This is a genomic window from Mesorhizobium sp. M0894 (genome assembly GCF_040319725.1).
Lineage (GTDB): Bacteria > Pseudomonadota > Alphaproteobacteria > Rhizobiales > Rhizobiaceae > Mesorhizobium.
The window spans coordinates 409,656-430,628 of record NZ_JAMYOG010000002.1; the positions used below are offsets into that span (position 1 = coordinate 409,656).

General features: G+C 62.6%; 17 protein-coding genes. 5 read left to right on the forward strand and 12 right to left on the reverse strand.

Features of this window, described 5'->3' with window-relative positions:
• Nucleotides 1-5: 5 nt before the first annotated feature.
• Complete coding sequence (locus NKH91_RS05345; RefSeq protein WP_352844142.1) at nucleotides 6-272, reverse strand: hypothetical protein; 267 nt, start codon at nucleotides 270-272, stop codon at nucleotides 6-8.
• Nucleotides 273-502: 230 nt separating this feature from the next.
• Here NKH91_RS05345 and NKH91_RS05350 point away from each other — a divergent pair, with 230 nt between their 5' ends.
• Both NKH91_RS05350 and NKH91_RS05355 read left to right on the forward strand, forming a co-directional pair.
• Nucleotides 503-2,338 carry a monovalent cation:proton antiporter-2 (CPA2) family protein gene (locus NKH91_RS05350; RefSeq protein WP_352844144.1) on the forward strand — a complete coding sequence of 612 codons (1,836 nt, stop codon included), beginning with the start codon at nucleotides 503-505 and terminating at the stop codon, nucleotides 2,336-2,338.
• A 20-nt stretch (nucleotides 2,339-2,358) separates the two neighbouring features.
• On the forward strand, nucleotides 2,359-2,907 hold the full coding sequence (locus NKH91_RS05355; RefSeq protein WP_031193615.1) for a DUF924 family protein: 549 nt from the start codon (nucleotides 2,359-2,361) through the stop codon (nucleotides 2,905-2,907).
• Nucleotides 2,908-2,932: 25 nt separating this feature from the next.
• Here NKH91_RS05355 and folK read toward each other — a convergent pair whose 3' ends face one another.
• Genes folK through folP form a run of 3 tightly spaced genes read right to left on the reverse strand, consistent with a single transcriptional unit; the run spans nucleotide 2,933 to nucleotide 4,646 of the window.
• On the reverse strand, nucleotides 2,933-3,454 hold the full coding sequence (gene folK / locus NKH91_RS05360) for a 2-amino-4-hydroxy-6-hydroxymethyldihydropteridine diphosphokinase (protein WP_023717824.1): 522 nt from the start codon (nucleotides 3,452-3,454) through the stop codon (nucleotides 2,933-2,935).
• Nucleotides 3,438-3,797: a dihydroneopterin aldolase gene (gene folB, locus NKH91_RS05365; RefSeq protein ID WP_023717825.1), complete on the reverse strand. Its 360-nt coding sequence runs from the start codon at nucleotides 3,795-3,797 to the stop codon at nucleotides 3,438-3,440. The genes folK and folB overlap by 17 nt, the downstream gene beginning before the upstream one ends.
• A gap of 3 nt (nucleotides 3,798-3,800) precedes the next feature.
• Nucleotides 3,801-4,646, reverse strand: a complete 846-nt coding sequence (gene folP, locus NKH91_RS05370; protein ID WP_023717826.1) for a dihydropteroate synthase — start codon at nucleotides 4,644-4,646, stop codon at nucleotides 3,801-3,803.
• 96 nt (nucleotides 4,647-4,742) lie between these two features.
• On the opposite strand from folP, the gene NKH91_RS05375 reads away from it, so the two are divergent.
• A complete protein-coding gene (locus NKH91_RS05375; RefSeq protein ID WP_352844146.1) occupies nucleotides 4,743-5,360 on the forward strand; it encodes a DUF922 domain-containing Zn-dependent protease in 618 nt (205 codons plus the stop codon).
• 201 nt (nucleotides 5,361-5,561) lie between these two features.
• Nucleotides 5,562-7,043, forward strand: a complete 1,482-nt coding sequence (locus NKH91_RS05380) for an MDR family MFS transporter (RefSeq protein ID WP_352883684.1) — start codon at nucleotides 5,562-5,564, stop codon at nucleotides 7,041-7,043.
• 26 nt (nucleotides 7,044-7,069) lie between these two features.
• Here the strand turns inward: NKH91_RS05380 and NKH91_RS05385 are convergent, their stop codons facing one another.
• From NKH91_RS05385 to NKH91_RS05395, 3 genes are all read right to left on the reverse strand, one after another.
• On the reverse strand, nucleotides 7,070-8,098 hold the full coding sequence (locus NKH91_RS05385; RefSeq protein ID WP_023717829.1) for an NAD(P)/FAD-dependent oxidoreductase: 1,029 nt from the start codon (nucleotides 8,096-8,098) through the stop codon (nucleotides 7,070-7,072).
• Nucleotides 8,099-8,180: 82 nt separating this feature from the next.
• Nucleotides 8,181-8,501 carry a 2Fe-2S iron-sulfur cluster-binding protein gene (locus NKH91_RS05390; RefSeq protein WP_006334837.1) on the reverse strand — a complete coding sequence of 107 codons (321 nt, stop codon included), beginning with the start codon at nucleotides 8,499-8,501 and terminating at the stop codon, nucleotides 8,181-8,183.
• Nucleotides 8,502-8,598: 97 nt separating this feature from the next.
• Complete coding sequence (locus NKH91_RS05395; RefSeq protein WP_023717831.1) at nucleotides 8,599-8,967, reverse strand: Hpt domain-containing protein; 369 nt, start codon at nucleotides 8,965-8,967, stop codon at nucleotides 8,599-8,601.
• Nucleotides 8,968-9,252: 285 nt separating this feature from the next.
• Here NKH91_RS05395 and NKH91_RS05400 point away from each other — a divergent pair, with 285 nt between their 5' ends.
• The gene (locus NKH91_RS05400) at nucleotides 9,253-15,639 is read left to right on the forward strand and encodes an apolipoprotein A-IV repeat region-like domain-containing protein (RefSeq protein WP_352844148.1); all 6,387 of its coding nucleotides are present in this window, start codon (nucleotides 9,253-9,255) and stop codon (nucleotides 15,637-15,639) included.
• A 319-nt stretch (nucleotides 15,640-15,958) separates the two neighbouring features.
• Here the strand turns inward: NKH91_RS05400 and NKH91_RS05405 are convergent, their stop codons facing one another.
• From NKH91_RS05405 to NKH91_RS05425, 5 genes are all read right to left on the reverse strand, one after another.
• Nucleotides 15,959-16,486 (reverse strand): c-type cytochrome, encoded by a 528-nt coding sequence (locus NKH91_RS05405; protein ID WP_502895844.1) that lies wholly within the window; start codon nucleotides 16,484-16,486, stop codon nucleotides 15,959-15,961.
• Nucleotides 16,487-16,820: 334 nt separating this feature from the next.
• Nucleotides 16,821-17,387, reverse strand: coding sequence for an ABC-type transport auxiliary lipoprotein family protein (locus NKH91_RS05410; protein ID WP_502895843.1), 567 nt, complete (start codon nucleotides 17,385-17,387; stop codon nucleotides 16,821-16,823).
• 127 nt (nucleotides 17,388-17,514) lie between these two features.
• Nucleotides 17,515-18,888, reverse strand: a complete 1,374-nt coding sequence (locus NKH91_RS05415; protein WP_023720067.1) for an MlaD family protein — start codon at nucleotides 18,886-18,888, stop codon at nucleotides 17,515-17,517.
• 13 nt (nucleotides 18,889-18,901) lie between these two features.
• Nucleotides 18,902-19,720, reverse strand: coding sequence for an ABC transporter ATP-binding protein (locus tag NKH91_RS05420; RefSeq protein WP_023720068.1), 819 nt, complete (start codon nucleotides 19,718-19,720; stop codon nucleotides 18,902-18,904).
• A 1-nt stretch (nucleotide 19,721) separates the two neighbouring features.
• A complete protein-coding gene (locus NKH91_RS05425; RefSeq protein WP_023720069.1) occupies nucleotides 19,722-20,906 on the reverse strand; it encodes an ABC transporter permease in 1,185 nt (394 codons plus the stop codon).
• Nucleotides 20,907-20,973 lie beyond the last annotated feature (67 nt).

Below are 20,973 nucleotides of genomic sequence, written 5' to 3' on the forward strand. Positions count from 1 at the left end.
GGTGCTCAGCCCTTGATCGCTGCAATCAGCTCGTCATAGGCCTTGCAGGCCTCGGCTGCTGTCGTGCCGCCCTGATACTTGGTTGTGACCGCCTGGACCTTGGCTGTGAGGTCGGCTGCCTTGGCCGGATCCTTGGTAATCGCAGCCTGAAGTGCCGCAGTCATGTCCTGAGCCTTCGTGGTCAGCATCTCGGTCGTGCACTCGGGTGCCTTCGAACAGGCAGAGCCGGCAAGTGCCGCGATGCCAACGGCAACCAGCAAGAACTTCTTCATGTCAGTCATCTCCTCAAAAAGGGCCGCGACTTGATCGTCGCTCACCCTCCACTGGCCGAAGCCGGGCGTCCTTAGCGCCGGATTGCGAAAACAAGCAACGCCCGGAGGCCCATTATCCTGTGCAGTGCGCCTGCAATAACGCCTGCACAATGCGCCGGATTCACACTGTTCGATCCGCTCCGAAGCCCCTATCTTGGCCGCTTGACTCCCAGGCGAGCGGAAGGGCAGGCATGGCGGCAGAGGCATCGAACAGCGATCTGATCCAGGTGGTGGCGCTGCTTGCCGCCGGCGTCGTTGCGGTGCCGATCTTCAGGCGCATGGGACTTGGCTCCATCCTCGGCTATTTGGCGGCCGGCGTCGTGATCGGCCCATTCGGGCTGCGCGTCTTTTCCGAATCGGAAGCCATTCTTCATGTCGCCGAACTCGGCGTCGTCATGTTCCTGTTCATCATCGGGCTGGAGATGCAGCCGTCACGCCTATGGGGCCTGCGCCGCGAGATTTTCGGGCTTGGTGCGCTGCAGGTCGGCGTCTGCGCGGTTCTGCTGACCGGCGTCGGCCTGGCGGGAGGTTTCCCGATCGCGCAATCCTTCGTCGCTGGCGCCGGTTTCGTACTCACCTCGACGGCAATCGTCATGCAATTGCTGGAAGAACGCGGCGACCTGGCAACGCCCAAGGGCCAGCGCATCGTCTCGGTCCTGCTTTTGGAAGATCTGGCCATCGTGCCGCTGCTGGCGCTGATCGCCTTCCTCGCGCCGGGCGGCGCCGATATGAGCCTGTCGGATAGGTTGACGGAGGTCGGCATCGGCCTTGCCGCGATCGTCGGGCTGGTGGTTGCCGGGCGCTATCTGCTCAATCCGTTCTTCCGTATCCTGGCGGATGCGCGCGCCCGTGAGGTGATGACCGCAGCTGCCCTTCTGGTCGTTCTCGGGTCAGCGCTCGCCATGCAGCTTTCCGGCCTGTCGATGGCCATGGGCGCCTTCCTGGCCGGCGTGCTTTTGTCGGAATCGACCTTCCGCCACCAGCTGGAGGCCGACATCGAACCGTTCCGCGGCATTCTGCTAGGGCTGTTCTTCCTCGCCGTCGGCATGTCGCTCGACCTGCATGTGGTCGTCGTCAACTGGCAGCTCATTGCCATTTATGTCGTCGCCTACATGGTGATGAAGGCGATCGGCATCTATATTGTTGCCCGCGTCCTCAAAACGGGCCATCGGGAAGCGCTCGAGCGCGCCGTCTTCATGGCGCAAGGCGGCGAATTCGCCTTCGTCCTCTATTCCGCGGCGGCTGCGGTGGGCATTATCGACGGCCAAGCCAATGCGATGCTGACCGCCATTGTCATCATTTCCATGGTACTGACGCCGTTGGCGATCATTGCACTACGGTATCTGACGCCGCGCGACGAGCAGTCGCTTGAAGGCGTCGATGTCGCCAACGGCCTGACCGGCAGCGTGCTGATCATAGGCTTTGGCCGGTTCGGCCAAATCGCCAGCCAGCCGCTTTTGTTGCGCGGCATCGACGTGTCGATCATCGACAACGAGGTCGAAATGATCCAGGCAGCGGCCGATTTCGGCTTCAAGGTCTATTACGGCGACGGCACGCGGCTGGACATCCTGCGAGCCGCGGGAGCCGGGCGGGCACGCGCCGTGCTGATCTGCGTTGACAAGCCCGATGCCGCCGTGCGCATCGCGGAACTGATCAAGGCGGAGTTTCCCTTGCTGACAGTGCTGGCACGGGCGTTCGACCGCGGCACCGCGTTGCAGCTCATTCGTGCCGGCGTTGACTATCAGCTCCGCGAGACGTTCGAATCGGCGCTTGTCTTCGGCGGCTCGACGCTGGAAGCCCTCGGCGTCGACCCGGAAGAGGTCGCCGAGGTAGTCGAGGACGTCCGCCGCCGCGACGCTGCCCGTTTCGAGCTTCAACAGGCCGAAGGCATCCGCGCCGGACGGCGCTTCCTCAAAGGCAATATTGGCACCCCCATCCCGACGCCGCTCAGCACACCACGCCGCGCGGGTCAGGCGCTCAATGAGGAAACCGCCGGCGTGCTGCAGAAATCCGAGCCGGCCGATTAATCCTTGGGAAGATGCTAATGATGGATGAACTGGACGAACGCGCGCTCTCCGTCACCAGATTCTGGCGCCACGCCGGGGAGGACGCATGGTTCGAGAAGAACGACGCTTTTGATGCCGACTTCCGCACCCGGTTTCTCGATCTGCACTTCGCCGCCGCCCGCCGCGAATGCGACGGCTGGTCCGAACACGCCGAAGGGTCGCTGGCACTGATGATCCTGCTCGACCAGTTTCCGCGAAACTGCTTTCGCGGCACTGGCCACATGTACGCCACGGACCCGCTGGCGCGGCATTTTGCCGGGAAGGCGATCGCTGCCGGCCATGACTTGGCGCTCGACGAAGAGCTCCGCGTCTTTCTTTATCTGCCCTATGAGCATTCGGAGGATCTCGCCGATCAGCTCAAATCGATGGAGCTTACCGCCGCCAAAGCCCCGTCCTATCTGAAATATGCCGTAGAACACCGCGACATCATCCAGCGCTTCGGCCGCTTTCCACACCGAAACAGGATGCTTGGCCGGGAGACGACACCGGACGAACAAATGTTCCTCGACGGTGGTGGGTTTTCCGGCTGATTTTCGGCCACCGATGGCGGCAGCGTCAGGTCTTCCACCATTTCCGGCCTGACGGCAGCCGTTCAATACCCGACGTGTCGACGGCGGCCAGTCGCTCCGACACGCTCTTGCCGTCGACCACAAGCTTCGGTGCAATTTCTGCCAGCGGTGCCAGCACGAAGGCGCGCTCCAGCATGCGCGGATGCGGCACCTCCAGTCCGGTCTCGTGGATGATGCGGTCACCGAACACCAGAATGTCGATGTCGATCAGGCGCGGACCCCAGCGCTCCTCCCGCACCCGCTTCAGTTTTCGCTCGGCGTCGAGGCAAAGGTCGAGCAAAGCCCGCGGCGCAAGCGCGGTCGAGATCTCGGCCGCCGCATTGAGGAAATCCGGCTGATCGAGCTTGCCCCAGGGCGGCGTTCGGTAGAGCGACGAAACGGCAACGACGCGCGTGCTCTCGTCGGCATCCAGAATGCCCAGTGCCGCAGCCATCGACTTCGCCGGATCACCGAGATTGCCGCCAAGGCTGAGATAGACGGTGTTGTTGTTACTATTCTGGCCAGACAACGGTCACCTCGACATGATCGAGCACACCCGGCACCGGGGCGTTCGGCTTGCGCACGGTGATCTCGGCCTTTTTGATCTGCGGAAACCGCGCCGTCAGCGCCCTCGCCACTTCGAGCGCCAGCGCTTCGATCAGAAAGCGCCGCTCGCCGGTAATGATCTTTTCGATGACCGCAAAGGCGATGCCGTAATTGACGGTGTCCTCGATAGAATCGTCGACCAGCGCCCGCCCGGGGTCTACCGTGAGCGCCGCATCGACATAAAAGCGCTGGCCGAGCGTCTCCTCTTCGTCCAGCACACCGTGCCGGGCGAAGAAGGCGCAGTTCTTCATGCGGATGACATACATGGCTCAGCTTTCCCCGATCTCACGTGCCAGCATAGCATCGGCAATAGCCAACGCATCCACGTTGATTGCGACATCGTGGACGCGAAAAAGATGCGCGCCTTTGAGCCTCAGGATGACGCTTGTGGCGGCGGTTCCGGCGCCCCTTGCCGCTGCGTCGCGGCCGGTGACGGTGCCGATAAAGCGCTTTCGCGATGTGCCGGCCATCAGCGGAAAGCCCAGCGCACGAAGCTCGGAAAACCGTGCCATCAGGTCAAGGTTTTCCGCGGCTGTCTCCTTGGCGAAGCCGAAGCCCGGATCGAGCACGATGTGGTCGTCGGCAACACCGCTCCGTTGCGCGATTTCCAGCGACTTCCTGAGGAAGAAGAGCTGATCGGCAATCACGTCGGGCAGTTTCTGCCGGTCCCGTCCCGTGTGCATGATGACAAGGCCGGCGCCGGTTTCGGCAGCGACGCTGGCAATGCCCGGCTCGCGCTGCAGGCCCCAGACGTCGTTGACGATATGTGCACCGGCTTGGACGGCAAGCCGCGCCGTATCCTGGCGATAGGTATCGACCGAGATCAGCGTTCCGCCAGACGTCGCGAGCGCCTCGATGATGGGCACTATGCGGGCCTGCTCTTCCTTTGCAGACACCGGAGAGGCACCGGGACGCGTCGATTCTCCGCCGATGTCGATGACGGAGGCTCCCTCCTCCACCATACGGCGCGCCTGGTCCACCGCTTTTTCCGGGGCATCGAACAGCCCGCCGTCGGAAAAACTGTCCGGCGTGACATTGAGGATGCCGACGACGATGGCCTTGCCGCCAAGGTCAAGATGGCGCCCATGCGCCAGCTGCCATCGCCCTGTCATCATTGCCCATCAACCATGTTCGATCCCACGTCATGACCGGGGATCAATTCCGTTGCGCCGGAGACGGCGGTAAAGCAAGGTGGGCAAAGAGGCAACACGATGAAACGATCCCTCCTCTGCGCCCTGATGCTCGCTCTGACCGCATTCCCGGCCGGCGCTACGACTCTCGTCAAGACATATAGTTATTTCCCGATCGGCGGCAGGACGCTCGACGACATCGGGACCCAGCTGTCGAAACTCGGGCCTCAGGTGAAAAGCACCGGGTCGCGGCATCCCGGCGCCACCCAGATGGCGTTCACCACCCGCGTCAGTTATGCGCAAAAGCCGGGCTCGTGCTGGATTGCCGACGCTGCCGTTACCGTCAAGGTCAAGGTTATCCTTCCCGAGTGGCGCCGCCCGCGCAAAGCCGATGCAGGCGTCAAGCTGTTCTGGGAGACTTTGTCCGCCGACATCAAGCGCCATGAGGAACGCCACGTCGAGATTGCCAAGAACCATGGCCGCGAACTAGAAGACGCCTTGAAGGCGAGCTACCCGGAAAAGACCTGCGAACTGGCTAAGGCCAAGGCCGCGAAAATTACAGCGGCCATGCTTGCCAAGCACGACCAGGACCAGGTGCGCTTCGATCGTGTGGAAAGCGTCAATTTCCAAAGCCGCATCCTGCGGCTTTTGCACTATCGCATCGAGCGCATTGAGAACGGACGGCTCGCTCCCGGCTGAACTCCGGGTCGCCGGACAAAGCCAATTTTGCCGAAACATAGTGCCAGCTTCGGAAAACTTTCGAGCCGCTGTCGAAATCGGCCTATAGCGAACGACATATGCCAGGTTCGCAGGGATCAGCCTCCGGCAAACGCCAATCGGCGTACTAGATGCTTCCCAGCCCGTCGCGGAAGTGCACGCAGGCATAATGGATGAACAGATATGGACCAGGCTATCGACAAGCAAGCGATGGTGGAAACCAGCACGCCGCTGACCGAAACCGAGAAAAACGCCATCATCGGCGGCGTGCTTTTGTCAATGCTGCTGGCGGCGCTCGACCAGACCATCGTCGCGCCGGCGATGCCGACGATGGCACGTCTGCTCGGGCATGCCGAATATCTGCCGTGGATCGTAACCGGCTATCTTCTGACCGCGACCGCAGTGGCGCCGCTCTACGGCAAGATCTCCGATATATATGGCCGCCGGCCGACCGTCTATGCGGCAATCCTGATCTTTCTCGCCGGGTCGCTGGTCAGCGCCACGGCCCCCAACATGCTGGTCCTGGTTGTCGGCCGGGCGATCCAGGGCGCCGGCGGCGGCGGGCTGTTCGCCCTGACGCAGACCGTGATCGGCGACCTCGTGCCGCCGCGCGAGCGGGCTCGCTACGCCGCCTGGATTTCGGGCACCTGGGCCGTCGCCAGCATCGCCGGGCCGCTGCTCGGCGGCACCTTCGCCGAACATCTGCATTGGTCGCTGATCTTCTGGATCAACATTCCGCTCGGCCTGCTGGCGATGGCGATCATTAACAATCCGCTCAAGAAGCTGCCGATCGCCGCAAAACATCACCGCATCGACGGCCTCGGCGCGCTGCTTCTGGTCGCGGCCACCTCGCTGCTGCTGCTTGCCTTGAACTGGGGCGGCAGCGAGTATCCGTGGCTGTCGCGTGAAATCCTTGGACTGCTCGCCTGCTCAGCGGTGTTCTGGAGCGCGTTCGCGCTGCGGCTGATGCGCGCGGCCGAACCGCTGATCTCGCTGGAAGTGCTCGGCAATCCGATCGTTCTCGCCGGCACGTTGTCGATGTTCCTGCTGCAGGCCGCCAATGTCGGCTTGTCGGTCTATCTGCCGGTCTACCTGCAATCGGTCGTCGGCCTGTCAGTCAGCGAATCTGGCACCGCGTTGCTTGGGCTGATGCTCGGCACGGTGGCCGGTGCGACATTCAGCGCGCGAATGATCCCACGCTTTTCCCACTACAAGCGCATTGCCATGGTCGGAACTGTTTTCTCGATCCTGTGCCTCGGCGTGCTCAGCCTGGTCGCCGGGCATGCCTCGCTATTGCTTGTCGAGGTGTTGACGACCTGCATAGGCCTGGGCACAGGCACGACCTTTCCGGTTGCCACTGTCTCGGTCCAGAACGCCGTCGATCGCATGCACCTTGGCGTGGCGACCGGCGTTCTCACCTTCCTCCGCTCGCTGGGTAGTGCGCTTGGCGTCGCCATGCTTGGTGCCGTCGCCCTTGGTTACGGGCTGCCGCTGGCCAGCGAAGGCACGCAGACGGCCGGCCATATCGCCTCAGCCACGCCGTTCGTGATGATCTTTCTTGCCGCCGCCGCGACCTTGCTGCTGTCGTTCATCACGCTCTGGCTGATGCCGGAGAAAACGCTTCGCGGCCATGCCGAGGCTTCGGCCCCAGCCCTGGCGGAGTAGACCGGCCTGGTGAAATCCGGCGAGCTTCAGTCGACCACGCCGAGCTTCTTCTGCAGGCTGGTCGACGAAGTCGTATACTGGAACACGATGCGCTCGCCGGGGCTGATGATGCGCTTGGCTGCCTGTGCCATTAGAGCGACCTCATGGAAGCCCGACAGGATCAGCTTCAGCTTGCCGGGGTACCAGTTGATGTCGCCGACGGCGAAGATGCCGGGCACCGACGTCTGGAATTTTTCGGTGTCGACCGGGATCAGGTTTTCGTGGAGATTGAGGCCCCATTCGGCGATTGGGCCGAGCTTCATCGTCAGGCCGAAAAATGGCAGCATCCGCGTGCACGGCACTTCGACATCGCCCTCCGGCCCCTTGATCGTGGCGGAGGCTAGCTGGCCGTCGCTGCCGGTCAGGCCCGTCACCTGTCCGACTTGGAATTCCAGCTGCTTCATCTCTTGCATGGCATACATCTTGTTGACGCTGTCGGGCGCTGCCCGGAATTCGGGCCGCCGATGCACCAGCGTCACGCTCTTGGCCACCGGCTGCAGGTTCAGCGTCCAGTCGAGCGCCGAATCGCCGCCGCCGACGATGACGAGGTCATGGCCGCGAAAGTCCTCCATCCGGCGCACCGAGTAGAACACGCTCTTGCCTTCATAGGGTTCGATGCCTGGAATCGGCGGCCGCTTCGGCTGGAAAGAGCCGCCGCCGGCGGCAATCACCACAATTTTGGCTTCGAACACCTCGTTTTCGTCGGTAGTGACGCGGAAGCTGCCGTCCTCCAGCCTTTCCAGGCTCGAAACCATGCGGTTATAGGTGAATTCGGGCTTGAACGGCGCGATCTGCTCAAGCAGCTTGTCGACCAGACCTTGCGCCGAGATCGAGGGCCAACCCGGAATGTCGTAGATCGGCTTTTCCGGGTAGAGTTCGGCGCACTGCCCGCCGGGCCGGTCGAGTATGTCGATCAGATGGCACTTCATGTCGAAGAGGCCGAGCTCGAATACGGCAAACAGGCCGACAGGCCCTGCCCCGACAATGAGTACGTCCGTCTTGGTGATAGCGGTCATGAAGCATGCGCCTTTATGGGAAAACGGCGCGACACTGCATGACCATTGGTCCGCTGCCAAGCGGCAGCGGCAAAAATCGGCTTCAGCCTTGGCGGGCCGGCACGCGCACGACCAGCCCATCGAGGGCGTCGCGCACCTTGATCTGGCATGACAGCCGCGAATTCGGCTGGACGTCGTAGGCGAAGTCCAGCATGTCTTCTTCCATGGCTTCCGGCTCGCCGACCTCCGCCGTCCAGGCTTCGTCGACATAGACATGGCAGGTCGCGCAGGCGCAGGCGCCGCCGCATTCCGCTTCTATTCCCGGCACCGCATTGCGGATCGCATTTTCCATGACGGTCGAGCCGTTTTCGGCATCCACGTCAAAATGCGTGCCGTCATGGGCGATGAAGGTCAGCTTGGTCATTTGTCACCTGAAGGGAGTCTGAGCCGACATAATCACTCTGCCAGACAAGTCAACTGCGGCGCGAAAGCGCCGCTGCGTGGCGTTTTGGGAATAAGTTCTATCGGCTGATGGCGGCGACGAAGTCGCGCACTTCTTCGATCAGTGAGCCAAGGCGCTTCAGCGTGCTGGCGTCGTCGGGCCGGCATTCGATCGCACTGGCGCAATCGGCAATGGCGAAGGCGCCGACCCCGCGCGCCGAGCCTTTGAGCCCGTGCGCGAGTAGCAGCCGCTGCCTGACATCCGCATCGACGATCTTGTCGCGCACCGATAGCGCCTGCTGCACGAACAGTGCCAGCACCTCTTGCTCGAGGCTCCGATCGCCCATCGTCTGGCGCGCAAGATGCGCCAGATCGATCGGCCGCGCCCCAGCTGTCCCTGACACGTCACCGCCGGGCATCGAGAAGGCAATGCCGTTTTCGCCACGTATCACTTTGAGACTCCGTTCTTCGACCGCCGCAAAAAATAGGCGTATCCGGTGGACAACGGGTTAATGATTGACCCGGAAAAATGTCGCGATAACGGCGCCGGAATCACGGCTGTGTTAACCTTATATTTAAAGTTTTACGTATCGGACGGAATGCATGTTTTCTTTACCCCGCTGTGTCATTACGATACGACAGGTCCATTTTCAGCCTCCTGCGCGGGACACGCTAGGCAGAATCAATAAGCACAACCATAAGTCCCGCGGCAGCTTGTACAGGGTAGCGAAGGCATGGCGAAGAAACCAACGACGACAAAAACGCTCGACAGCGACGTAGCCAGGGAACTCGAAAAGGCACTTGATATCGATCTGAGCGGCGATGCCGGCGGCGACTTCGACATCGCGGCATCCATGGAAGATCTGGAAGCGCAGATATCGCAAGCCGCCGACGAACTGGCGCGCGAAGGCCGCAGCCAGAACGAGGCGCCTGCCCCCGACCAGGCCCAGAATGCAGCACCCGCCGCCAATCAAAGCCAGAACCTAAATCCCGCGCCAAAAGCCAAGCCGGCTGAGTTGCGTCCTGTCGCAACGCGCAATGGCTCGCAGCCGCCAGCTTTCTCGCCGGCCAACGACGATCGTCAAAAAGACTATAAGACGCTCCTGCACACCCTCAACCGGCGCGCCTCGAACACGATCTATTGGGTCGTGGCTTTTGTTTCGCTGGCCTGGATCGCCGGCGCCGGTGGCCTCGCGAACCTGTTGTTCGGACCTGGCATCTGGAACATCCGCACCTTCGATCAGTTTTTCGCCCGTCCCGAGCTGATCGGCCTGGCGGTCGCGGCAATCGTGCCCGTCATCCTGTTCTGGGCATTCGCAGTGATGATTCGCCGCGCTCAGGAGATGCGCCTTGCCGCGCAGTCGATGACCGAGGTGGCCTTCCGTCTGGCCGAGCCGGAAAATCTTGCCCAGGATCGCGTCATGATGATCGGCCAAGCGGTTCGCCGCGAGGTGGCGGCCATGGGCGAAGGCATCGAACGCACGCTTGCGCGCGCCGTCGAGCTCGAAACGCTGGTTCACAGCGAGGTGAACCAGATCGAGCGCTCCTATTCGGAAAACGAGTCCCGCATCCGCTCGCTGGTCGACGGGCTGGGCAGCGAGCGCGAAGCGGTCGTCACCCATGCCGAGCGTGTGCGCGCCTCGATCACCGGTGCCCACGAGACGCTGAAGGACGAGATCAACGCCGCCAGCGATATCATTCGCGACAGCATTCTCAACGCCTCGACCAAGCTGTCGATGACGATCAACGAATCCGGCGACACGCTGATCGACAGGATCAACGGGAGCTCGATGTCGATCTTCGATTCGGTGGAAGGCCGGCTCGAATCGATCACCGACCGGCTGTCGACGTCGGGCGAGGCCTTCGCCAGCCTGCTCGACACCCGCATCGCCAAGCTGACGGACACCACCGATGGCCTGACGCGGTCGCTGACCGACCTGCTCGACGACCGCACGACCGGCATGGTGTCGCTGCTCGGCGGTGCCGCGCGCACACTCAATTCCGAATTCGAAGCCAGCCTCAACGGCATCGAGCGGACGCTTGCCGAACGTGGCCAGGCGCTGATCAGCGAGTTCCAGACCCGCGCCGAGGCGCTCGACACCGGTACGCAGAAGCTCAACGCCGCGCTGGAGGCTCGCGCACGCCAGATCAACGAGACGCTGGTCGAGCGCGCGCGCGAAATCGCCCACACCTTCCAGGATAGCAAGGAGACGCTGTCGGCGATGATCGATCAGGGCAAGACCCAGATCGGCGCCGACATGGCCGACATCATCTCATCGACCTCGACCATGCTCGAAGCCCGCGCCGGCGATTTCGCCGGGCGCATGGAAGCGGCGCGCCATGTCGTATCGCGATCGTTCGATACGGACATCCAGCGGCTTGCGGATGCTCGCGCCGGCATCGAGGAAGCCGTCGAAAACCACAGCCGCAAACTTTCCGAAAGCCGCGACCGGATGGCGGCGGCAATGCAGGCCGATCTGGCGAAGTTCGCCGAGGGCCGCGCCGAAATCGATGCGGCGGTGACCAACCAGGTGCAGAAGCTTGCCGAAGGCCGCGGCCTGATCTCGCGCGCCCTTGAAGAGGATCTGCGCAAGGTCAACGAATCGCGTGCAGCGATCGACGCTTCGCTGGGCAGCCATCTAGAAAGCCTTGAAGAGGGCCGCAACCGGCTCGCCCAGGCCTTGAACGAAGACTCTGGAAAACTCGTACAAGCCCGCACGATCATTGATGAAATGGTTGCCGGGCACGTCGGAAAGCTCGCCGAAGGCCGCAGCATTCTTTCGCGCGCGCTCGAGGCCGACCTCGGCAAGCTGGCAGACAGTCGCGCCAGCATCGACGGCCTTGTCGCCGGTCAAGTCGAAAAGATCGCCGAGGGTCGCGCCATACTCGCCAGTGCGCTGGAATCCGACATCGCCGGCATCAATGGCCTCATCGAGGCCCATTCGGCGAAATTGGCGCAAGACCGCAGCGGTCTTTCCCAGTCGCTCGAGAACGACCTGTCCGACATCAGAGGTCTGATCGCCGATCATTCGGGCAGGCTCGCCGATGATCGCAGCCTGCTTTCGAAGACGCTTGAAGACGATCTTGCCAAGCTGGCCGAAAGCCGGTCGAGCATCGACGGGCTGGTTGCCGGCCAGGTCGAGAAGCTTGCCGAAGGCCGCGATATCCTCAAGCGCGCGCTGGAATCGGACCTGAACGCGATCAAGGGCGTCATCGCTGGCCAGTCCGAAAAGCTGGCGGAAGACCGTGGCCAGCTGTCACGGGCACTGGAGAGCGACTTGGAGGCTGTGCGCGGCGTTGTCTCCGATCACATGAACAAGCTCGCGGAAGACCGTTCGACGCTGTCGAAGGCGCTCGAAGACGATCTCGCCAAGTTGGCCGAAAGCCGCTCGAGCATCGATGTGATGGTTGCCGGCCAGGTCGAAAAACTGGCAGAGGGCCGCGACATCCTCAAACGCGCTCTGGAAGCCGATCTGAGCACCGTCAAGGGCGTCATCGCCAGTCAATCCGAGAAGCTGGCGGAGGATCGCGGTCAGCTGTCGCGCGCACTGGAGACCGATCTCGAGACCGTGCGGGGCGTCGTCTCCGAACATATGAACAAGCTCGCCGAGGACCGTTCGGCCCTGTCGAAGGCGCTCGAGGACGATCTCGCCAGGCTGGCAGAAAGCCGGTCGAGCATCGACGGGCTGGTTTCCGGTCAGGTCGAGAAGCTGGCCGAGGGCCGCGACATCCTCAAGCGCGCGCTGGAAGACGATCTCGCCAAGCTGGCCGAAAGCCGCTCGAGCATCGACGGGCTGGTTTCCGGCCAGGTCGAGAAACTGGCCGAAGGCCGCGACATCCTCAAACGCGCTTTGGAGGCCGATCTCAACACGATCAGGGGCGCCATCGCCGACCAGTCGCAGCTATTAACCGACAATCGCGCACAGTTTTCGCGCGCCCTAGAGGCCGATCTCGGCAACGTCAACAGCCTTGTCGCTACCCACGCGGAGAAGCTCGTCCAGGACCGCTCGACCCTGTCGAAGGCGCTCGAGGACGATCTCGCCAAGCTGGCCGAAAGCCGCTCGAGCATCGATGGGCTGGTTGCCGGCCAGGTCGAGAAGCTTGCCGAAGGCCGCGACATCCTCAGGCGCGCTCTGGAAGCCGATCTGGAGAGGCTTGCATTGAGCCGCAGCGAGGTCGACGAGATTGTCGCCGGTCATGTCGGCAAGCTGACCGAGGGCCGCGACATGCTGACCCGCGCATTGCAGGACGATCTCTCCAGGCTCGCCGACACGCGCAAGGATGTCGACCGTTCGCTGTCCGGCCATATCGACCAGATCGCCGCCAGGAGCACCGACATCTCCGATGCCATCGCTGCCGACGTGGAAAAGATCGAGCAGGCGTTCAGCCGGCAGACAGGCATCATCGAGGAGCGCGCCAGCACCATGGAGCGGGCGCTGTCGACGGGTGTCGACAACGTTCGCAGTGTGCTCGAAAGAAGCGCGGTCTTCGTCGCCGGGGCGCTGCGCGAGAAGGTCATGGAAGTCACCAGCGCTCTGCATGAGCAGGCGGGCGCTGCATTCAGCGATGCCGACCGCAAGATCGCCGAGCGCGCCGAGCAGACCTCGGCCGCTCTGCTCGCCAGGGCGGAGGACATCGCCCGCACCTTCGAGGAGGCGGATCGTCGCCTCGCCGCCCGCGCCGAGGATACGTCGAGCGCACTGATTGCCCGCGCCGACGACACGTCGAACACCTTGCTCGCGCGCGCCCAGGAGACGGCCGATCAGCTGGCAACCCGAGCAAGTGAGATTGCCGGTACCTTCGACGCGGCGGACCACAGGCTGGTCTCTCGCGCCATCGAAACGGCCCAGTCGCTGGCTGCACGTGCCGGCGACATCTTGCGCAATTTCGAAACAGCTGACGAGCGGCTGGGCGTGCGCATCGGCGAATCCGCCGAAGCTCTCGCGGCACGTGCGTCGGATCTCGGCCGCATTTTCGATGCCGCCGACCAGCAACTTATTTCGCGCATTGCCGAAGGCTCCGAAGCACTTTCGGCACGTGCGTCCGAGATCGGCCGCATCTTCGAGGAGGCCGATCATCGCCTGGTGTCCCGTATCGCCCACAGCAGCACCGCAATCGGCGAACATGCCGACAACATTGTCGGTGCCTTCACCAGCACCGAGCAGCGGGTTGCCGAACGCGCCAGGCAGACTGGCCAGGAACTCGCCGTCCATGCCCGTGAAATCGAGCAGCTGCTTGCCGGTGCCGACGAACGCCTGGCATCGAGTGCTGCCGCCACAGCGGCCCGCGTCGAGGAGCAGGTCGCCAGCGTCGAGAACCGCCTCGCCTACACTGCCGAGACAATGGGCCAAAAGCTCAACGAACAGGTCTCGAACGCCGAGGCGCAGTTAGTCTCGCGTGCCAACACGATCGCCGAAACCTTCACCGCGGTCGGCCAGCATATCGGCCAGAGCACCAACGACGCTGCAAAGACCATCGGTGCCAATACTCGCGAGCTCAGTACGATGCTTGCGGCACGTTCGGCCGAAATATCGAAAATCCTGGACGAGACGGCACGGCCTCTGGTCGAGCGCTTCGCCCAGGGCGGCTCCGAGCTGCAAAAGAGCATGGAAGAGGTCACCGAACGTGCGACAGAGAAGCTGCGCACTCAAAACGCCGCCCTCGTCGACGCCCTCGCCAGCCGCACGGCCGAAACTCTGTCGGCCGTCGAAGGCGCGCGCTCGACGCTTGCCGACAGCGTTGCCGACCTCATCGGCCGCATGACCACCTCCAGCTCGCAGCTCGGTCAATTGATCGAGCAGGCGGCGACCAATCTCGGCCAGGTCGACGAACGCCTGACTGGGAGCACGCAAAGCTTCGCGGCGACCACGGAAAAGACCGCCCAGACTTTCGCCAGCTCGGCGCGCCTTGTCGATTCGAACACGACGCGGCTCACCGAGCTGTCGTCCTCGACCTTGCGCGAGGTTGCCTCTATCGCCACCAAGTTCGACGAGCACAGCCGGTTGCTGTCCAGCGCCTCGGATCTGCTGAGCTCGGCCCAGAGCAACCTCGAGCACACGCTCGAAAGGCAATCGTCGCTGGAGGACCTCGCCGTCGGCCTTGTTAAGAAGTCGGAAGATCTCGAAAGGGTCATGCGCTCGTTCGAGAATCTGGTCGGCCAGACGCTGCAGAACGCCGAAGGCAAGACGCTGGAATCCGCCGACAAGATCCGTGCCGCGATTTCCGAAGTGGTCGATTCGGCTACCAAGCGCTTTGCCGATGCGACCGAGGAAATGCGGCGCACCGCCGGCTCGATCAAGAGCGAGCTCGACCTCACCCGAGCCGAGCTCAAGAAAGGCGTCATCGAGATGCCGGAAGAGGCAAAGGAATCAACCACGGCTATCCGCCGTGCCGTTTCCGAGCAGATCAACGCGCTGAAGGAACTTTCTGAAATCGTTGCCAAATCTGGCCGCAGCGCCGACAGTTCGGAACAGCGCAACCTGCGTCCGGCGCCGCAAGCGCCTGCCGCACGCGCCGCCGAGCCGCCACGCCGCCCGGCTCCGGCTCCGGAACAGCGCCATGCACCGCAGGCGCCTTCGGGCGAGACGGCGCTGCGCGGCACGCTCGACCTCGAACGTCCCGCAGACACAGCGCTGCGCCAGCGCGACCCCAACGGCCGCACGCCGCAAGGCGGCTGGGTGCGCGACCTCCTGACCGGTGCATCGCGCGAAGACGACGCCAAGCCGGCGGCGCCTGCCGAAGCGCCGCGCCCGGCTCCCGCTCCGCGTTCGCCGCTTCATGTCGTGGAATCGCTGAACTCGCTCTCCGTCGATATCGCCCGAGCCATCGATCACGATGCCTCGATCGAGCTGTGGAACCGATACCGGCGCGGCGAGCGCGACGTCTTCACGCGCCGTCTTTACACGCTGAAGGGCCAGCAGACGTTCGACGAGATCCGCCGCAAATATCAGTCGGAGGCGGAGTTCCGCGCTGCTGTCGATCGTTACTGCGACGATTTCGAAAAGCTGCTCAAAGACGTGTCGCGCAACGACCGCGACAATATCATGGCGCAGACCTACCTGACGTCGGATACCGGCAAGGTCTACACCATGCTGGCCCACGCCAGCGGCCGCTTGCATTGATCAGACGACAATGGAACATGAAAAAGGCGGGAAATTCCCGCCTTTTTCGCGCCGTGCTGATCTTGATCCTATCAACGCATGAAGCGACAGCCCAGGATGCGTTCAAATGACGAGGCATCCTGCTCTATCTGTTGTTTAGCCGCATTTCTGCGGTGCCAAGTAACACCATTGGGCAGAATGCTCTAGGGTCAAAAACCAAACACTCTGAACGACCGAATTCGACCCATTTTTGCCGTTCCGATATCGGGCCTCACCATCTCCAAGGCGGTACATTCACCCACTATTCGGCGAGAAAAATCTCGTTCCGATCAAAGCCGCCCTACTTCGTTGCAGCGGCTGCGGCTTCCCCCGGCGGCATAATCCGCATCATGAAAGCCGACACCGTTTCCCCGGGTTTGAACGGGCCGGGAACCTGATGGCTGACCGGCTTCACACTTTGGAGGAATGCCGCGATAGCCATGGCGTCATCCGCGGTGAGATGCGCAAAATCGCGCCAAGGCATGATCGGCGCCAGCATACGGCCGTCCGGCCGTTCGCCGGTCTGGATCGCGGTGACGATCTGCTCCGGGGTCCAGCTTCCGATACCGGTCTCCTTGTCAGGCGTGATATTGCGGGCGACAAAGACACCAAGACCAGGAATCTCGAAGCCCACATCTGAACCGCCAAGAAAGCGCGACATGTCGGGCTTCCCGAAGAAGTAACCGGGTGTGTGGCAGTCGCTGCAGCCGGCAATCGTAGCCAGATATTCGCCGCGCGCAATCTGTGTGTCGTCGGCCATAGCCGCGTAAGATGGCAGGGCAACAATTGACGCTGTCAAGAATGCAAGATGAATTAGTGTCCGAAACATTGCTTCCTCCCTGTGGTCTGTTCGTGGTTTGTCCGTCGACCTCCCGCGTCGTCAACTGGTCGCAATTCCCCGATTTGGCGACGTCGGGGACGTTAAATTTTAGCATGGCCAGGACGGATTACCATCAGCGATCAATTGGACCGTCGGCACTTGTCGTGTCCGGTTGAGCAACTGTTACGAAGCTCGCTAGCCGACGCACAACGCCTTCGCCTTCTTTGGCGCAACGTGCTCGTCCTGGCAGATGAGCCGAACGGCAACCTACCACCCATCTCGGCCATTGGGGCAGTCAGATGATTGAGTTTGATCCTAGCTGCGCCCGGCAGTTCCGGCCGCGTCAGATCACAGTGTCCGTCCAGCGGACGATTTGCCCGGCCGCATCACCGAACGCCGCGTCGAGCGCGCCGACATAGGCCTGGTTGCCGCTGCCCGAAACGGGCGCGATGGCGCTAAACGTCTTCGAAGCGCGCACTTCGCCGTTGCGGTCGTTCAACAGGCGCACGAACAGCTCGACCTCGGCATGTTGGCCGCCATCGACACGCACCTCGAACGAGCGGATCTCGACGATCACCTGATAGTCGATTGCCAGCCCCTCGCCCGGCTTACCGACGCCGGTGAAGCTGCCCGAGCGCTGGAACGTCTCTGCCAGCCGCGCTTGTACGATCATCGGCAGCCGGTCGGCCCATTGCGCGCCCTTGAGATACTGGATCGATCGCGGCGATGGCTTGATGACGATGTTCTGGCTGTCCAGCGCCTTGAGCGCCGACGGCTGGGCGATGAGGATCTGGCGACGGCTGTGGGCACGCGCTTCCAGCGACGGCGCCGAAAGCTCGAACGTGTCCAGCGGTGCCGGTCCGCCGCCAGGCAAGGCCGCGCAGCTTGCAAGCGCAAGCGCCAGCAACACCGCCCCGCTCTTCAACCCACTCGATCTGATGCTGCCTGAACTGATCGACTTCAAACGCGATCCCCCCCGGATCGTGGAAACAACGCGTATCTACAAGCTATGTTCTTGCTGTGGGCGGAGGCCGAAGTCAACGGCGCACCCTGCCGTCGAACTGCCGGACCTCGCCCTCGCCGCCGGACAGGATCCGCTGCGGGTTGCGGCTCAGATCGGTTACCGCCTCCTCGATGCGGGTGATCGAACGACGGCTGTCCTGGACCAGCGCTTCGACGTTTTGCAGCCCCTGTCCCGAGAATCGCGCCAGATTGTCGGTGATGGTACCGAGACGGGCGTTCAGCGTGTCGGCGACCTGCTTGAACGATTTCAGCGTCGCTCTCGCGTCGGCCATGACGCCGTCGGCCTGGCCGGAGCCGAGCAGTTTGTCGACCTTGGCAAGAATACCGTCGACTCGCACCGAGGCATCGTTGAGGCGTCCTGCGAGCTGGTGCGCGTCTTTGATGGTTTCATCGATGTCGTCGGCTCGGTTGGCGAACTTGTTGGTCACCTTGGCGATGTCGGCGGCAGCCTCGTTGGCGTTTTCGCTGGCCTTCTGGATGTTGGCCAGCGCGGTGCGAACCTCAGCCGGATCGATGCCGTCGAGAACGCCGTCGACCTTGGCCAGCGTGCCTTGCGTCTTCTGGGCGAAGTCGTTGATCGAGCCGACCGCAGTGTCGACGTTCTTGATGACCGTGTCGAACTGCTTGCTGGTTTCCTTGAGGTTGGAAGTGACCGTGTCGACATTGGCGACGATGCTCTTGATCTGGTCCTTGTCGACGGCGTTGAGTAGCCCTTCCGCCGCCTTCAGAGTGCCGTCGAGCTTGCCCGAAACACCCTTCAATTCGTCCGCCAGCGAGCTGACGCTGGCCAGGAACTTGTCGACCCCGTCCGAATTCCTGGCCAGTGCATCGGAGAAGGTCTGGACATTGTTGACCGTCTGCGTCAGCGGCCCGCGAACGTCCTTGGTGAAGCCTTCGAGCTCCGAAAGGACCTTGTCGGCGCGGGTGAAGATGTTCTGCGCCGTCTGCAGCAGATTGGTGACCGCCGACGGGTTGGCAACGATCTCAGCGACACGGCCTTCCTTTTCCGCCTCGTCGAGGAGTTTTGGCTCCTTGGGGTCGGCGCCCTTGAGCTCGATATTGGCCTGCCCGGTGAGGCCGGCAAGCCCGATATCGGCCTGCGTCGACTTGGTGATCGGCGTATTGCGGTCTATTTCGGTGTCGGCGATGGCAGCGGTCGGATTGTCGACGTCGATATAGACACGGCGCACGTCGCCGACCTTGACGCCGTTGAACAGTACGAAGCTGCCACGGCCGAGTCCCGAAGCCGACCCTGGAATGCGCACGCGCAATATGGTCGTCTCACCCTTGTCGCCGATCGCCGCCGTCCAATAGACGAAAGCGAAAGCCGCGAGGATGGCGGCCAGCGTGAAAATGCCGACAATGACGTAGTTGGCCCTGGTTTCCATTGCTCACTTATGGCTATGCGCGCGCCGCAAGATCAAGTTGCCGGGCGCGTTTTCCGCGGAAATAGGATTTTACCCAGGGTTCCTCGCTCCTGAGCATGTCGTCGATCGTGCCCTCGACCAGCACTTTCTTTTTGCCAAGCACCGCCACGCGGTCGCACGCGGTAAACAGCGTGTCGAGATCGTGCGTGACCATATACACGGTCAAATCCATCGTATCGCGCAGCTTGACGACCAATTCGTCGAACTCAGCCGCGCTGATCGGGTCAAGGCCGGAAGTCGGTTCGTCGAGGAAGACGATATCCGGGTCGAGCGCCAGAGCGCGCGCCAGCGCAGCACGCTTGATCATGCCGCCGGAAAGCTCGGAAGGGAATTTCTGCGCCGCGTCCGGCGGCAGTCCGACCAGCTCGACCTTGAGCATGGCCAGTTCGTCCATCAGCTTCTTCGGCAAATCGAGATATTCGCGCATCGGCACCTGGACGTTTTCGAGGACGGTCAGCGCCGAAAAAAGCGCGCCGTGCTGGAACAGCACGCCAAGCCGCATGTCGATGCGAAGGCGCTCCCTTTCGCTTGCCTTCTCGACGTCGACGCCGAACAGTTTGATTGTTCCCGATTGCTTGCGCGTCAGGCCAAGGATGGTGCGCAAGAGAACAGATTTGCCGGCACCGGAGGCACCGACGAAGCCGAGAATCTCCCCGCGCCAGATGTCGAGCGACAATTTGTCGAGAACGACTTGGTCGGCGAACGACACCGTGACGTCGTGCGCCGACAGCACGATCTCGTCCTCTTTGGCTTTCTCCGCCACCTTGGTCGTGTTTGTGCCCGGCAGCGCCATGTCAGAACTCGATCGCTGCATAGAACATGGCGAAAAGCCCATCGAGGATAATGACCACGAAGATCGACTTCACCACTGAGGCGGTCACATGCTGGCCAAGCGATTCGGCGCTGCCGCCAACCTTCATGCCCTCGACCGAGGCAATTATGCCGATGATCATGGCCATGAAAGGCGCCTTGATCAGGCCGGCAAAGATGGTGCTGAGGTCGATTGCGACACGCAGCCGGTCAATGAACGCTGCCGGTGCAATATCGGAGTAGAGCCATGCAGCCAAAATGCCGCCGCCCAGCGCGGCAAAGTTGGCGATGATCGTCAGGCAAGGTAGCGCGACGACCAGCGCGACCAGCCGCGGAAACACCAGCACGCCGATTGGATTGAGGCCGATCACTTTCAGCGCATCGACCTCCTCGCGCATCTTCATCGAGCCGATCTCGGCGGTGATCGCGCTACCGGAGCGGCCGGCGATCATGATCGCCGTCATCAGCACGCCGAGCTCGCGCAGGATCAGCACGCCGACCAGGTCGACGACGAAGATATCGGCGCCGAAATAGCTGAGCTGATAGGCGCCTTGCTGGGCGACGATCGCACCGACAATGGCCGACATCAGCACAACCACCGGTATGGCGCCAACGCCCATGCGATCGATCTGGTTGAAGATCGCCGCCATGTTGACGGCATGGCCGCGGCCAAGCTTCATCTGCGAGCCGCGTATCGTGGCGCCGAGGATGTTCATTGCGGCCAGGAAATCGTCGCGCATCTCATAAACGCGCCGGCCAACCGCCTCGAGCCCGCGAATGATGAAGTTGGGCGGCTTTGCCGGACCTGATTCGGGCTCGCGTCGAACGGCGTCCCCGACGGCGCCAAGCAGGATCGAGGCGATCTCGCTCTGCCCCTGCATCGTGATCTCGACGCCCTTCTTTTCGAAGCTGCTGACCAGGCGGTCGATCAGCCATGCTCCGGCAGTGTCCATCTTCTCGATTTGTGAGAGGTCGAGCGCCAGCGTCTTGAAGCCGCTGCGCTGCTCGATCTTGCGCATCTCGGCATCGACCAGCGCCACGGTGCGTGTCGTCCAGCTTCCCGAGAAAGCGCAGCCGAGAACGCCGCCCTCCTCGCCGATCGCGATGCGCGGCTGGTGGTCGGGCTCCTTGGCAGGGCCGCTTGCGTCGCGTTTGCGGATGGTCAACATGGCGTCCTGTTTAGCCTGACGGGGCCGACCTGTCGATTTGCCGATATCCTCCTTGTTGCACAGCCGG

Bases quoted from the DNA above. Each gene is read 5' to 3' on its own strand.
- NKH91_RS05345 (WP_352844142.1), bottom strand. From the start codon at position 272: ATGAAGAAGTTCTTGCTGGTTGCCGTTGGCATCGCGGCACTTGCCGGC.
- NKH91_RS05350 (WP_352844144.1), top strand. From the start codon at position 503: ATGGCGGCAGAGGCATCGAACAGCGATCTGATCCAGGTGGTGGCGCTG.
- NKH91_RS05355 (WP_031193615.1), top strand. From the start codon at position 2,359: ATGGATGAACTGGACGAACGCGCGCTCTCCGTCACCAGATTCTGGCGC.
- folB (WP_023717825.1), bottom strand. From the start codon at position 3,797: ATGTATGTCATCCGCATGAAGAACTGCGCCTTCTTCGCCCGGCACGGT.
- folP (WP_023717826.1), bottom strand. From the start codon at position 4,646: ATGATGACAGGGCGATGGCAGCTGGCGCATGGGCGCCATCTTGACCTT.
- NKH91_RS05375 (WP_352844146.1), top strand. From the start codon at position 4,743: ATGAAACGATCCCTCCTCTGCGCCCTGATGCTCGCTCTGACCGCATTC.
- NKH91_RS05380 (WP_352883684.1), top strand. From the start codon at position 5,562: ATGGACCAGGCTATCGACAAGCAAGCGATGGTGGAAACCAGCACGCCG.
- NKH91_RS05385 (WP_023717829.1), bottom strand. From the start codon at position 8,098: ATGACCGCTATCACCAAGACGGACGTACTCATTGTCGGGGCAGGGCCT.
- NKH91_RS05390 (WP_006334837.1), bottom strand. From the start codon at position 8,501: ATGACCAAGCTGACCTTCATCGCCCATGACGGCACGCATTTTGACGTG.
- NKH91_RS05400 (WP_352844148.1), top strand. From the start codon at position 9,253: ATGGCGAAGAAACCAACGACGACAAAAACGCTCGACAGCGACGTAGCC.
- NKH91_RS05405 (WP_502895844.1), bottom strand. From the start codon at position 16,486: ATGTTTCGGACACTAATTCATCTTGCATTCTTGACAGCGTCAATTGTT.
- NKH91_RS05415 (WP_023720067.1), bottom strand. From the start codon at position 18,888: ATGGAAACCAGGGCCAACTACGTCATTGTCGGCATTTTCACGCTGGCC.
- NKH91_RS05420 (WP_023720068.1), bottom strand. From the start codon at position 19,720: ATGGCGCTGCCGGGCACAAACACGACCAAGGTGGCGGAGAAAGCCAAA.
- NKH91_RS05425 (WP_023720069.1), bottom strand. From the start codon at position 20,906: ATGTTGACCATCCGCAAACGCGACGCAAGCGGCCCTGCCAAGGAGCCC.